The sequence below is a fragment of the Nocardia blacklockiae genome (assembly GCF_015477355.1).
Lineage (GTDB): Bacteria > Actinomycetota > Actinomycetes > Mycobacteriales > Mycobacteriaceae > Nocardia > Nocardia blacklockiae.
On sequence record NZ_JADLRJ010000015.1, the window covers coordinates 41,217 to 56,193 of the forward strand.

A 14,977-nucleotide genomic window follows, 5' to 3' on the forward strand; every position below is an offset into this window, starting at 1 on the left:
AGCGGGTCATGCTGGCAGCCCGTCGGAGCGGCGGTCGATGAGCTCGAATATCTCGTCGTCCCCGGCGATCTCGATGAGGTCCACGGTGGTGTCGGGACGGTGCCGGTGCAGGGCGGCGGCGAGTTTGGCGGCGAGCCGTTCGAGGTCGGCGCGGGCGACGTCGGTGTCGGCCAGCCGGTCCAGGCCGCGTTCGAGGTCGGCGACGAGGCTGCCCCCGGCGGCGGTCGGCGGATCGATCCGGTCGCGCAGGTACTCGGCCAGCGCGTCGGGCGTCGGGTAGTCGAAAACCGCTGTGGGAGAGATCGTCACGCCGGTCGAACGGCGCAGGTGGTTGCGCAGTTCCACGGTGGTGAGCGAGTCGAAGCCGAGGTCGGCGAACCGCTGCCGGCCGTCGAACGCGCGGCCGGTGTCGTGTTCGAGTACCGCCGCGACGTGCTGGGCCAGCAGGTCCACCAGCAGGCGGTGCTGTTCCTCGGCGGTGTGCCCGGCCAGGCGGGCGGCGAAATCGGCGGGCTCGGCGGCCGCCGCGGCGGCGGTGCGACGGCGGCGGATCAGGCCGCGCAGCAAGGGCGGCGGATCGGTGATCGCGGCGGGGTCGAGGCGGATCGGGACGGTGGCCGGCAGGCCGGTGCGCAGCGCGGCGTCGAACAGCGCCAGCGCCGGTGCGGTGCCGAGGGTGCGGAATCCGGCGCGCTCCATCCGAGCGAGGTCGCGGTCGCCCAGGTGCGCGCTCACCGCGCTCTGCTGCGCCCACAGTCCCCAGGCCAGGGCGGCGGCCGGGCGGCCGCGGCGGTGGCGGACGGCGGCGAGGGCGTCGAGGAAGGCGTTGGCCGCCGCGTAATTGGCCTGGCCGGGGGTGCCGAGCACGCCCGCCGCCGAGGAGAAGACGACGAACGCGGCGAGCTCCCGGTCGAGGGTGAGTTCGTGCAGGTGCCAGGCGGCGTCGACCTTGGCGGGCAGCACGCGGTCCAGCCGGGCGGGGGTCTGGGCGGCGAACAGCGCGTCGTCGACGGTTCCGGCGGCATGGATCACCATGGTGAGCGGATGCGCGGCAGGCACCGCGCGCAGCAGTTCGGCGACGGCGCCGCGGTCGGTGAGGTCGCACGCCGCGATCCGGACCCGCGCGCCCGCCGCGGTGAGCTCGGCGGCCAGTTCCGCTGCGCCCGGGGCGGATTCGCCGGATCGACTGGCGAGCAGCAGGTGCCGCACGCCGTAGCCGGTGACGAGGTGGCGGGCGACGGCCGCGCCGATCATGCCGGTGCCGCCGGTGACGAGCACGGTGCCCGCCGGGTCCAGGGCCGGCGGGCAGGTCAGCACGACCTTGCCGATGTGGCGGGCCTGCCCGACGTGGCGTAGTGCGGGGACGGCGTCCCGCACGTCCCAGGTGGTGATCGGCGGCGGGGTGAGCACGCGCGCCTCGAACAGGGTCACCAGGTCCGTGAGCATGCGCCGGATGCGGTCGGGGTCGACGTCGGTGATCAGGAACGACCGGTAGGTGACGCCGGGGTGGGCGGCGGCGACCGCGGCCGGGTCGCGGACGTCGGTGACGCCCATTTCGACGAATCGGCCGCCGCGCGGCAGCAGCCGCAGCGAGGCGTCGACGAAATCGCCTGCGAGGGAATCGAGCACGACGTCCACGCCGCGTCCGGCCGTGACGGTGCGGAAGTGGTCCTCGAATGCCAGGGTGCGGGAGTCGGCGATGTGGTCGTCGTCCAGGCCGCGGTCGCGCAGGACGTGCTGTTTGCCCGTGCTCGCGGTCGCGAAAACCGTTGCGCCCCAGTGCCGTGCCAGTTGCAGGGCGGCGGTGCCGACGCCGCCGGTGCCAGCGTGCACGAGCACCGATTCCCCGGCCCGCAGCCCGGCGAGATCGGCGAGCGCGTAGTAGGCGGTGAGGAAGACGACCGGGACGGCGGCCGCCTGCGCGAACGACCAGCCTTCCGGAATGCGTGCCGCGAGGCGGTGATCGGTCGTGACCGTCGTGCCGATGCCGTCGAACAGGCCCATCACGCGGTCGCCGGGCACGAAATCCGTGACCTGCGAACCTACTTCGAGCACCACGCCCGCGCCCTCGCCGCCGAGCACCGCGGCGGGATTCGGGTACATGCCGAGGCCGATCAGGATGTCGCGGAAGTTGACTCCGGCCGCGCGCATCGTCACGCGAATCTCGCGGGGCCCCAGCGGTGTCGGTGCTTGCTCGGCAGGGCGCAAGGCCACCGAGTCCAGGGTGCCGGGCTCGGTGACGACGAGTTGCCAAGCCTCGCCGCGCAACAGGTCAGGGCCCGATTCCGGTGTGCTGCGGGTGAGCCGGGGGACCAGCAGGTCGCCGCCGCGTGCGGCGATTTGCGGTTCCCGGGTGGCGAGCGCCCGCGGGATCAGCGTGTGGAGGTGTTCGTCGACGGAGGAGTCGAGGTCCAGCAGGACGATGCGATCCGGGTACTCGGCTTGGGCGCTGCGGATCAGGCCCCACGCGGCGGCTCCGGCGAGATCGGGCTGTTCGCGGGACGGGTCGGTGGTGACGGCGCCGTGGGTGAGGACGACGATCGGTGTGTCCGGGTCGGTGGTGAGCAGGTCCTGCATGCGGCTCAGGAGGTGGGTGACGTGGTGGCGGACGAGCGCGGGTTGGTCCGCCACGCCGGTGGTCGGCTCCGCGTCGGCGCGGAGGACGATCACCTCGCGGCCGGGTGCTTCCGATGCCGTTGTGCTGTGGCCGTTGGTGTCGGATCCGTTGGCCTGGAACGTCTTCGGGTGATCGCCGATTTGTGTGGCCGAATCGAGTCCGGCTTCCCCGGCGGGCGCGAAGTGGATGTCGTAGCGGCCGGGATCTCCCGCCGGTTCGGCGGCGGAGACCCACTCCACCGAGTACAGGGGATCGCTGAGCGGTGTGCCGGAAACCACCGGGGCCGAACGCAATTCGAGGGAGTCGACCGTGACCACCGGCGCGCCCGCCGGATCGGTGAGCACCACGGTGGCGTTGTCGGCGGCCGTGCCTGACAACCGGACGCGCAGTTCGGTCGCGCCCTGGGCGGACAGCTCCACGCCGCGCCAGGCGAACGGCAGCCGCGTTCCCTCGTGCTCGGACAGGGCGATCAGCCCGTGCAGCGCCGCGTCGAGCAGAGTGGGATGCAGGTGGTAGCCCTCCGCGTCGACCTCCTCGGAAAGCGCCACGCGCGCAACGAGATCCGGGCCGTCGCGCCACACCTCGCGCAGGCCGCGGAACGTGGGACCGTAACGCAGGCCCGCCGCCTCCAACTGCCGGTACAGCTCCTCGACATCGAGTTCCACCGCGCCCGGCGGCGGCCAGGCGGGGGAACGCTCGGTGCCGTCGGAAGCGGGTGCGTCCGGGGCATCGGTCTCGAGTGCGCCCTCGGCGTGCGCGGACCACGCTCCCGCGCCGGTCCTGGCGTATACGGTGAACGCGCGCTTGCCATCCGGCCCGGCCGGTTCGACGCGGACCTGCAACTGCGCGGGCTCGTCGCTGAGTACCAGAGGCGTCGTGACCACCAGGTCCGCGATGCCGCGCCCGCCCACCTCGTCCGCGGCCCGCAATGCCAGCTCCACGAAGACCGTGGCGGGCACCAGGATCCGGTCGCCGACGCGGTGATCCGCCAGCCACGGATGGTCTCGCACGGACAGCGCGCCGGTGAGGACCGTGGCCGTGTCGCCGGGTCCGGCGACGACCGCGCCGAGCAGGGGATGGCCGGCCGGTGACAGCCCGGCCGCGCGGACGTCGGCGGGCGGTGTGTACGGCAACCAGAAGCGCTGGTGCGCAAACGCATACGTCGGCAGGTCGACGATCTCGGCCCCGGGCGTCAACGCGCTCCAGTCCACCGACGCACCGGCGACATAGGCTTCCGCCACCCCGGTGACGACCGCCTCCGCCTCCGGCCGCCCGGGCCGCAACAGCGCGGCCACGGCCCCGCCGTCCACGGCCACCAGCGACGACAGCGCCGCCCCCGGACCTACCTCGGCGAAGACGGCGACCCGTCCCGATTCCCGCAACCACCGCACGCCGTCGGCGAAACGCACCGGTTCGGCGACGTGCCGCACCCAGTACTCCGGGGTGCGCAGCGCGGCGGGATCGGCCGGTCGGCCGGTGAGGTCGGAGACGATCGGGATCGTCGGCGGGTGGTAGGTGAGCGCCGCGCACACCGCGGCGAAATCGTCGAGCATGGGGCGCATGCGCGGGGAGTGGAAGGCGTGGCTCACCCGCAGTCGTCTCGTGGTGAATCCGCGGGCCGCGGCCTGCGCCGCGATCTCGTCCACCGCGGGCTCGTCACCGGAAACCACCACTGCGGCAGGCCCGTTCACGGCCGCGATCGCCACCCGGTCGCCGTGCGGCGCGAGCAGCGCCTGCACGGCGGCCTCCGCCGCGGCGACCGCCAGCATCGCCCCGCCCGGCGGCAGGCCCTGCATCAGCCGGCCGCGCGCGGCGACCAAGGCGGTGGCATCGGCCAGCGACCACACCCCGGCCAGATACGCGGCGCTCACTTCGCCGATCGAATGTCCGAGCAGGAAATCCGGTGTCACACCCCAGGATTCGAGCAGCCGGTACAGCGCGACCTCGACGGTGAACAGTGCCGCCTGCGTGAAATCGGTGCGATCGAGCAGCGCGGCGTCCGGGTTACCCGCTGCGGCCCACATGATCTCGCGCAACGGCCGCTCGAGATGCCGATCCAGTAGCCCCGCGACCTCGTCGAACGTCGCCGCGAACACCGGATACCGGGCATACAGCTCGCGGCCCGCCCCGACCCGCTGCGACCCTTGGCCGGGGAACAAGAACGCGGTCTTGACCCGCGGTGCCGCGGCGCCGCGCACGACACCGGGCCCTGTTGCCCCTTCGGCGAACGCGATCAAGCGCTCCGTGAGTTCGGCGCGGTCGCGCCCGACCACCACCGCCCGATGCGGAAACCGCGAACGCGTTGCCGCCGAGGACAATCCGACATCCGCCGCCGACAACTCCGGCCGCGCCCCGACGTACTCCGCCAGCCGCCCGGCCTGCCCGGTCAGCGCGCCCTCGGAACGCGCCGACAACAACCACACCATCGGATTCGGCCCGACCGCAGAAACCTCGGTGCCAGGACCGGTGGCCTCGCCTGTGGCCTGTGTCGACTGCGGCCGAACCTTCGAGTCCGGCTGTGCTGCGGGCGAATCGGTCGCTGGGATCTGCTCGTCGGCAGGGGCCTGTTCGAGGATCACGTGGGCATTGGTGCCGCTGATGCCGAAGGACGAGACCGCCGCGCGGCGCGGGCGGCCGGTGTCGGGCCACGCCTGGGTTTCGGTGACCAGCCGGACCGGGCCCGCGTCCCATTCCACATGGGGCGAGGGTGCTTCCGCGTGCAGGGTGGGCGGAACGGTGCCGTGGCGCATCGCGAGAATCGACTTGATCACGCCCGCCACTCCGGCCGCGGCCTGGGTGTGGCCGACGTTCGATTTCACCGAACCCAGCCACAGCGGCCGGGTGCGGCCCGGGCCGTAAGTGTCCAGGAGCGCCTGGATTTCGACGGGGTCGCCGAGTTTGGTGCCGGTGCCGTGGCCCTCCACCACGTCGATGTCGTCGGGTCGCAGCCCCGCGGCCGCCAGCGCCTGCCGGATGACGCGCTGCTGGGCGGGACCGCTGGGCGCGGTGAGCCCGTTGGAGGCGCCGTCGGAGTTGACCGCCGAACCGCGCACCACGGCGAGGACGCGGTGCCCGAGCCGCCGCGCGTCCGACAGCCGCTCCAGCACGAGCACGCCGACACCCTCCGACCAGCCGGTGCCGTCGGCGCCCGCCCCGAACGCCTTGCAGCGGCCGTCCGGCGCCAGCCCGCCCTGCCGGGCGAACTCGGCGAACACCTTCGGCGTCGACATCACCGTCACGCCGCCGGCCAGCGCCAGCGTGCATTCCCGTTGCCGCAGTGCGTGTCCGGCCAGATGCATCGCCACCAGCGACGAGGAGCAGGCCGTGTCGATCGTCACCGCCGGGCCCTGCAAACCGAGCGCGAAGGCCACCCGCCCGGACACCACGCTGCCGAGGCTGCCCGTGCGCAGATGCCCCTCGACCCGTTCGGGCACCGTCCCGAGCCGGTCGGCGTAGTCGTGGTACATCACGCCCGCGAACACCGCGGTCGGCGAGCCCCGCAGCGTCGTCGGATCGATGCGGGCGTGCTCCAAGGCCTCCCACGACGCCTCCAGCAGCAGCCGCTGCTGCGGGTCGGTGGCCAGCGCCTCGCGCGGCGAGACGCCGAACATCTCGGGATCGAAATCCAGTGCGTCGTCGAGGAATCCGCCGACCCGGGGGTAGTCGCCGCGTTCGGCGCGGTCGTCGTCGCGCCAGCCGCGATCGGCGGGGAAGGCGGTGATCCCGTCGCGCCCGGCGGCCACGAAATCCCACCACTGGTCCGGGGTCCGCACGCCGCCGGGGAACCGGCAGCTCATGCCGATGACGGCGATCGGTTCGTCGAGGCGGGCGGTGAGCCGGGAATTCTCGCGCCGCAACCGGTCTCGCTCCACCAGGGCGGTGCGCAGGGCCTCGATCAGTTCGGCGTTCGGATCCGTCATGCCGTCCCCTGGTCGTCGTCGAAGAAGTCGTTGCCGTCGGTCCAGAAGTCCGTGGAGCCCGACCCGGCGGCACCACGGCCCGCGTCGCCGCCGTGCGCCATGCGGATCAGGTCGGCGGCGTCCATGTGCAGGATCGACGCCGACTCCGCGCCGGTGTCCTCGCCCGGCGTGGGCTCGGTCTCGTGCAGCCGCCGCACCGGCGCGGGCTCGGTCGCCTCCTCGGTGGTCGCGACCAGTTCGGCGTGCAGGTGCGCGGCGAGCGCGTCCGGCGTGGGGTGGTCGAAGACCAGGGTCGCGGGCAGCCGCAGCCCCGTCGCGGCCGTCAGCCGGGTGCGCAACTCCATGCCGGTGAGCGAGTCGAAGCCCAGTTCGGTGAAGGTGCGATCGGTGGTCGGCAGGTCGACGGTGTGCCCGAGGACCGCGGCGACGAGTTCGTGCACCAGATCGTGCACGAGGTCGCGCCGCTCGGTGGCCGCCAGCGCGGCGAAACGCGCCGGGAACGCCGGTGTGTCGAGCGCCGGGCGGTCGGTGCGCGGGCGCGGTTCGCGGCGCGGCCGGGCCAGCCCGCGCAGGGCCGGTGGTGCGCTCGCGGGATCGAGGCGGCCGCGGTCGAGTGCCGCCAGGACCGGCACGGCGTCGCCACCGCCACCCGCGGCGTCGAACAGGGCCAGGCCTTCGGCATCCGACAGCGGCAGAATTCCGGTGCGGGCCAACCGCGCTCGATCCGCCTCGCCCAGGCCCGCGGACACTCCGGTCGTGCGCGCCCACAGTCCCCAGGCGGGGGCGGTGGCCGGCAGTCCCTGGGCGTGGCGTTGCCAGGCCAGCGCCTCCAGGTAGGCGTTGGCGGCCGCGTAGTTGCCCTGCCCGGGCGCGCCGATCAGCCCCGCCACCGACGAGAACAGCACGAACGCGGACAGTTTCGCGTCGGCGGTGAGTTCGTGCAGATTCCACGCGCCGTCGACCTTCGCCCGCAGCACCCGGTCGAACTGCTCGGGCGTCAGCGAGTCGACGAGCCCGTCGTCGGCGACGCCCGCGGCGTGCACCACGGCCGTCAGCGGATGCTCGGCGGGAATGCGCGACAGTACTTTCGCGAGCGAATCCCGGTCGGCGACATCGCATTCGGCGGTCGTCACGGCGACCTCGCCGCCCAGGCCGAGGCCGCGCGGATCGATCGGCCCGCGCCCGAGCAGCAGCAGGTGCCGCACGCCGTGGCGGGTGGCCAGATGCCGTGCCACCAGGCCGCCGAGCCCGCCGCCCGCACCCGTGATCAACACGGTGCCCTCGGTGGGCCACGGCGTGGCGCTGGGCGGCTCGTACACGGGCACCAGGCGCGGCACCAGCACATCGCCTGCGCGCGTGGCGATCTGGGGTTCGTCGGCGGGCAGCGGCCCGGCCGGGCTGCCGTCGGAGTCGACCAGCACGAACCGGCCCGGATGCTCCGACTGCGCCGACCGCACCAGTCCCCACACCGCCGCCGCGGCCGGATCGGTGATCGCCGCGCCGCCCACCGCCACCGCGCCGCGGGTGCGGAAGCCCAGCGGCCCGCTCTCGGCCTCGCGCAGCCACGACCGGATCCGGTCCAGCGCCGTGTCCAGCGCCGCGCGCACCCCGGCCGGAGTCGGCTCGTACGCGGGCAGTTCGAACCAGTTCAGCTCCGACCACGACAGACTGGCGACCTCGGGAGCCGAACGGATCCAGCCCAGCCGGTAGCGGCCGTCACCGGCGGTCAGCGTGCCGACGTCCACCGGACGCAACACCAGCGCGTCCACCGACAGCACCGGCCGGTCGGCGGCGTCGACGAGATCGAGCGCGGCCTCCGCGCCGCCGGTCAGCCGCGCGCGGACCGTGCCCGCGGCGGGACCGAAGAACCGGATGCCGCGCCAGGAGAACGGCAGCAGGGTCGGCCCGGAGGTGGCGGCCAGCGGATGCAGCGCGGCGTCGAGCAGCGCGGGATGAATCCGGTGGCCGCCCGGATGCACCCCGGCCGGGGCGGTGACGGCGGTGAACTGCTCGGCGTCGCGCACGTACAGTTCCCGCGCGCCGCGGAAGGCCGGTCCGTAGTGGTAACCCGCCGCGGTGAGATCGCGGTACCGCGCGTCCAGGTCGACGGGTTCGGCGTTCTCCGGCGGCCAGCCGTGCATGGCCGGGTGGGCCGAGTCGGCGGGCGCCGGGGCCAGCGTCGCCTCCGCGTGCCGCACCCAGTCACCGGCGGGGGTGCGCGAATGGATGGTGAGCGCGCGGCGGTACCCGGCGTCGGCCGCGGTCATCGCCAGCTGCACGGGGACCGCGCCGCCGTCGGGGACGGTCAGCGGCGCGAGCAGCGTCAGCTCCTCGAGGTAGTCGGCGCCCGCCCGGTCCGCGGCCAGCAGTGCCATGTCCAGGAACGCCGTCGCCGGCAGCAGCGTCGCGCCGTGCACCACGTGGTCGGCCACCCAGCCGGCGCGAGAGACGGTGCCGGAGAACAGGTATCCGCCGTCGGCCAGCGCCAGGCACCGGTCCAGCAGCGGGTGCCCGGTCCGCTCGCGGTCCGCGCCGACGGTGTCCCCGGCGTCGAGCCAGTAGCGGCGGCGCTGGAAGGCGTAGGTCGGCAGCTGCGCCGGCGCGGCGGCGGTCGGGGGATACCAGCGGATCGGGGTGCCCGCCGCGTGCGCGGTGGCGAGCCCGGCCACGACCGCGTCCGGTTCGGGCAGCCGGCTCGGCAGCAGCGGCGCGGCGGTCACGGCCGGTTCGTCGGCGAACGCCTCGCGCGTCAGGGCGGTGAGCGTGCTGCCCGGCCCGGCCTCCACGAACACCCGCACGCCGTGCTCGTCGTGCAGCCGGCGCAGGCCGTCGAAGAAGCGCACCGGGTGGCGGACCTGCTCGACCCAGTACCGCGGGTCGCGCAGGCGTGCCGGATCCGCCAGTGCCCCGGTCACATTGGAGACGATCGGCAGCGTCGGCTCACGGTATTCGACGCTCGCGCACACCCGCGCGAACTCGTCGAGCATCGGCTCCACCAGCGGCGAGTGGAAGGCGTGCGCGACCCGCAACCGGGAGGTGCGCCGCCCCAGCGTCTCCAGGGTGGCCGCGATCTCGCCGACCGCGGTGTCGGCGCCGGAGAGCACCACCGCCGCGGTGCCGTTGACCGCCGCCACCGACACCGCGTGCTCGCGGCCGACCAGCAGCGGCGTCACCTTGTGCTCGGCGGCGGCGACCGCGATCATGCTGCCGTGGCCCGGCAGCCGGTCCATCAGCCGCCCGCGCGCCGCCACCAGGGTCACCGCGTCCGGCAGGCTCCACACCCCGGCCAGGTAGGCGGCGGTGAGTTCGCCGATGGAATGGCCGATGAGGTAATCCGGTGCCAGCCCGAAGGATTCGCCCAGCCGGTAGAGCGCCACCTCGACCGCGAAGAGCGCCGCCTGCGTGAAGCTGGTGCGCCCCAGCAGTTCCGCGCTCGCGCTGCCCGGCTCGGCGAACACCACCTCGGCCAGGTCGGCGTCGAGATGGTCGGCGAAGGTCGCGCACACCTCGTCGAAGGCATTGGCGTACAACGGATGCGCGGCGTGCAGCCGCCGGCCCATGGCGACCCGCTGCGCGCCCTGCCCGGGGAACATCACGGCCGTGCGGGCCGGTGCGGCGGGCGCGACGCCGCGCACGATCGCCGGTGACTGCCCGCCCGCGGCGAGAGTGTCCAGGGCGGTGAGCAATTCGCCGCGGTCGTGGCCGAAGACGACGGCGCGCCGGGCGAACCGGGACCGGGTCGTGACCAGCGCCCGGCCGATCTCGGCGGCCGCGACCTCCGGGTGCGCGCGCACGTGCCGGGCCAGCTCGGCGGCCTGCCCGGCCAGCGCCGCGTCGGTGCGCGCCGACAGCACCCAGATCGTCAACGGCGGCAAGGGTTCCGGCAGTGTTCCGGACCGCACCGGTGCCGCCGTCGTGGGTGCCGCGCCGGAATCCGGGTCCGCGGCGGGCGCGGTCCGCGGCGGCTGCTCGACGACCACGTGCGCGTTGGTGCCGCTGATCCCGAACGACGACACCCCGGCCCGGCGCGGCCGCCCGGTGTCGGGCCAGGGCCGCGGCTCGCGCACCGGCCGCACCGCGCCGGCCGCCCAGTCCACGTGCGGGGTCGGCTCGTCGACGTGCAGGGTGGCGGGGAGGGTGCCGTGCCGCATCGCCATGATCATCTTGATCACCCCGGCCACGCCCGCCGCGCCCTGGGTGTGGCCCAGGTTCGACTTCACCGAGCCGAGCCACAGCGGGTCGCCGTCGCGCTCGCCGAACACCTCGAGCAGCGCCCGCACCTCGATCGGGTCGCCGAGCGTGGTGCCGGTGCCGTGGCCCTCGACCGCGTCGATCTCCTCCGGCGTCGCGCCGGACGCGGCCAGCGCCCGCCGGATCACCCGCACCTGCGCGGCGGCGTTGGGCACGGTCAGCCCGGTGGAGTCGCCGTCGGAGTTCACCGCCGACCCGCGCAGCACGCCCCACACCTGGTGGCCGTGTCGCTGCGCGTCCGAAAGCCGTTCCAGCACCAGGATTCCCACGCCCTCGGCGAAGCCGGTGCCGTCGGCGGCGGCCGCGTAGGCCTTGCAGCGGCCGTCGCGGGCCAGGCCGCGCTGGCGGCTGAACTCCAGGAAGCTGGCCGGTGTCGACATCACCGTGACCCCGCCCGCCAGCGCCAGCGCGCACTCGCCGCCGCGCAGCGCGCCCATCGCCTGATGCACCGCGACCAGCGACGACGAGCACGCGGTGTCCACGGTCACCGCGGGCCCGGTGAATCCGAAGGTGTAGGCGACGCGCCCGGACAGCACGCCGGCGGCGCTGCCCGCGCCCAGCTGCGCCTCCAGTTCGCCGGGCACATTGCGCAACCGGCTCGCGTAGTCGTGGTACATCGCCCCGACGAAGACACCGGTGTCGCTGTGGCGCAACGCCTCCGGGTCCAGGCCCGCTCGCTCGAAGGCCTCCCACGACACCTCCAGCAGCAGCCGCTGCTGCGGGTCGGTGGCCAGCGCCTCGCGCGGCGAGACACCGAAGAAGTCGGCGTCGAAATCGAAAGGGGCGTCGAGGAATCCGCCGCCCTCGGCGGTGATCGTGCCGGGCCGGTCGGGATCGTCGCCCAGCAGCGACTCCGGATGCCAGCCCCGGTCGGCCGGGAACGGCCGCACCGCGTCGCGGCCCGCGGCCACGAACTCCCACAGCTGCTGCGGGGAGCGGATGCCGCCGGGATAGCGGCAGCCGATGCCCACGACCGCGATCGGCTCGCTGCGCGCGGCCTCCAGCCGATGCAGTCGCGCGCGGGTGTCCAGCAGTGCGGTGGTCGCGCGTTTCAGATAGTCGCGCAGGGTGACTTCGTCGGTCATCGGGCACTCCTCCCGGACGGTGGGTGGCCAGGCGTCGGCGCGGAAGCGGCTGCGGCTCAGCGGGTTCCGAGTTCGGCGTCGAGCAGGGCGAACAGTTCGTGATCAGTGGCGCCGGTGACGTCGGCGGCGGGGACCGCGGGCGCGCCGGAGAGATGGTCGAGCGCCGCCCGCAGGCGCTCGCGCAGCTCGGCGCGCACGGCCGGCTCGTGCGGGGCGTCGCGCAGCGTGCGCTCGAATTCGGCGATGCGCTCCAGCACGGGCGGGCGCGCGCCCGCGGTGGCGATCCGGTCGCGCAGGTGCTGCACCAGCGCGCCGACGGTGGCGTGGTCGAACAGCACCGTGCTGGGCAGGTCGAGGCGGAAGGTGGCGCCGAGGTGGCGGGCCAGCTCCACCGCCGCCAGCGAGCCCAGGCCGACGTCGCGCAGCCGGTCCTCGGCGGCCAGCACCGGCGGCGCGCCCCGGATGGTGCGGGCGACACCGGCGGCGACCACGTCGAAGACGATGCGGTACTGCTCGTCGGGCGGCAGCGTCGGCAGGGCGCGCAGCCACTCCGGCGCGACCGCGCCCACCGAAGAGTCGGGAGCAGTTGGGGGAGTGGGGGTCTCGGGCGCGTCACCGTCGGGCGCGGCGAAGACGCTGTGGTCGTCGTCGGCCAGCGCCGCCCGGATGACCACCTTGTCGATCTTGCCCATGGCATTACGCGGGATCCGCGCGGCGTGCACCACCCGCGTCGGCAGCTTGTAGCGCGCCAGCTCGGCCTCGGCGAAGCGCCGCAGGTCGGCCAGCGCGGGGTGCAGGCCGGGACGGCCGGTGACGATCGCGACGACGCTCTCGCCCTCGTGCGGATCGGGCACCCCGACCACGGCCACGTCGGTCACGCCCGGGCAGCGGGCGAGCACCTGCTCGACCTCGGCCGAGTACACGTTGTCGCCGCCGACGATGATCATGTCCTTGCGCCGGTCGACCAGGTACAGGCAGTCGTCGGCGTCGAGGTAGCCGATGTCGCCGGTGCGGAACCAGCCGTCGGCGAACGCGGCGGCCGTGGCGTCAGGATCGTTGCGGTATCCCGCCGACACCGTCGGGGACCGCAGCCACACCTCGCCGGGCTCACCCGCGGCGACGGGAGTGCCGCCGGCCGGGTCGGCGATGCGAATCTCGGTGTAGGGCAGCACGATTCCCGCCGAATCGGGATGGTCGGCGGTGCGGTCGGCGGGCAGGCAGGCGGCGAACAGCGTCTCGGTCAGGCCGTAGGCCGGTTGCAGCGCGATGCCCCGCTCCAGGTAGCGGCCGATCAGCGGGGCGGGCGCGGGCGCGCCGGCGGTGACCGCGGTGCGCAGCGCCGAGAGGTCCGCGCCCGGGAACTCGGCCAGGGCCGCCACCGCGGCGAACATGGCGGGCACCGCGAAGACCGTGGTGACCCGGTAGGTCACCAGGTCCGCCAGCATCCGCGGGGCCTGGAAGTCTCTGCGCAGCACCACCGTTCCGCCGCGCAGCAGGGTGCGCAGCGTGAAGCAGCCCAGCGGGGCGGTGTGGAACAGGGGCGCGACGACGAGGGTGACGTCCAGCGGCGCGGCCGGGGCCACCATGTCCATGTTGACGCCGTTCCACCACAGATTCCCGTGCGAGAGCCGAACGCCCTTGGGGCGGCCCGTCGTTCCGGAGGTGTAGGCCAGCACGGCCGGTCGCTCGGCCGGGCACGGGACCGGTTCGGGAGCTTCGTGCTCGTCGCCCGGCGGCAGCACTTCCCAAGGGGCGCCCGGTGTTTCGGTGACGTCCTGGCCCGGATCGCCGGGGACCAGCAGCCGCCGCCCGCCGCCGCCCGCCGCCTCGGCGATCTCCCGGTGCCCCGGCTCGACCACGAGCGTGTGCGGCGCGCAGTCGGCGAGGATCACCGCTACCTCCGGTGCGGTCAGCCGCGAATTCACCGGCACGAACACCGATCCCAGCCGCGCGGTGGCGAGAAAGGTGGCCAGGAAGGTGACGCTGTTGCCGCCCAGGTACACGACGCGGTCCCCGGCGCCCGCGCCGCCGGCGGCCAGCGCGGCCGCGAGCCGGCGCGCCTGCGCGGCCAGCACGGCGTAGCTGTAGGTGCCGCCCTCGTACACCACCGCGACGCGCCGCCCGGCCTGCCGGGCCAGGGCGTCGATGCGTGCCGCCGGACCGAGGTCCGCCGTTGCCGTCATGGGTCCTCCCGCTGTCGTCGATCGCCGCCGCGTCACGCCGAATCCGGCAGTGCCACAGGCGGAGCCGTGCGGAAACCGGTGCGCCGCGCGAACTCCGCGATGCCCTCCCGGTGCCGCTGCCCGAGGTCGAAGTCGAGCGCCTCGGTGTAGTAGCGCCGCAACGTCGCCGCGTCGAACTCCTCCCAGCGCGCGGCCCGTTCGCACAGCTCGTCCATCTCCGCGAGCGCCAGATTCCGCGCGGCCAGCAGGTCGGCGTGCACGCGGCGCACCGTCTCCGGTTCCCGCGCGGCGAACTCGCGCCGCACGCCGAGCACCGCGAAGACGAACGGCAGCCCGGTCCAGTCCCGCCACATCTGCCCGAGGTCGTGCACCACCAGGCCGCGGGCGGGCGCGTCGAACAGCGCGGTGCGCAGCGCCACGTCGCCGATCAGCACCGCGGCCGGCGCCTGGGCGAACATCGTCGCGGGATCCGGCGGGCTGACGAAGAAGCGCGGCCGCACCCCGACGTAGTCGCTGAGCAGCAGCCGCGCCAGCCGTACCGAGGTCCGGCTGGTCGAACTCAGGGCGACGGGGACGCCGTCGAGGCGGTCCAGCGGCACCCGGCTCACGATCAGGCACGACATCACCGGCCCGTCGCAGCCGATCGCCAGATCCGGCAGCAGCTCCAGATCGTCTGCGTGCGAAAGGTATTCGACGAGGCTGATGGGCCCGAGGTCGAGCGACCCGGCGGCGAGCGCGTCGCTGAGGTCGTCGGGGGTGCCGCGCACCAGATCCAGTTCGATCAGGTTGCCGGTGCGGGCCAGCCCCCACAGGATGGGCAGCCAGTTGAGGAAGTCGATATGGCCGACCCGCGGACGTTGCCGCACGGTCGTGCGGTGCCGGTTGCGGGCACCCGGGCCGGACACTGAGCGCATAGGCCCA

The 14,977-nt window shown here is 74.4% G+C and carries 4 protein-coding genes; all 4 read right to left on the reverse strand.

Annotation, left to right across the window (positions count from 1 at the left end; translation table 11 throughout):
• Window positions 1-6: 6 nt before the first annotated feature.
• From IU476_RS30910 to IU476_RS30925, 4 genes are read right to left on the reverse strand one after another with little or no spacing between them, the layout of a single operon-like run.
• The gene (locus tag IU476_RS30910) at window positions 7-6,537 is read right to left on the reverse strand and encodes a type I polyketide synthase (protein ID WP_195105842.1); all 6,531 of its coding nucleotides are present in this window, start codon (window positions 6,535-6,537) and stop codon (window positions 7-9) included.
• On the reverse strand, window positions 6,534-11,873 hold the full coding sequence (locus IU476_RS30915) for a type I polyketide synthase (protein WP_195105843.1): 5,340 nt from the start codon (window positions 11,871-11,873) through the stop codon (window positions 6,534-6,536). The genes IU476_RS30910 and IU476_RS30915 overlap by 4 nt, the downstream gene beginning before the upstream one ends.
• A gap of 56 nt (window positions 11,874-11,929) precedes the next feature.
• Window positions 11,930-14,056, reverse strand: a complete 2,127-nt coding sequence (locus IU476_RS30920; RefSeq protein WP_195105844.1) for an AMP-binding protein — start codon at window positions 14,054-14,056, stop codon at window positions 11,930-11,932.
• A 32-nt stretch (window positions 14,057-14,088) separates the two neighbouring features.
• Window positions 14,089-14,970 (reverse strand): menaquinone biosynthetic enzyme MqnA/MqnD family protein, encoded by an 882-nt coding sequence (locus IU476_RS30925; protein ID WP_195105845.1) that lies wholly within the window; start codon window positions 14,968-14,970, stop codon window positions 14,089-14,091.
• Between the last annotated feature and the right edge of the window lie 7 nt (window positions 14,971-14,977).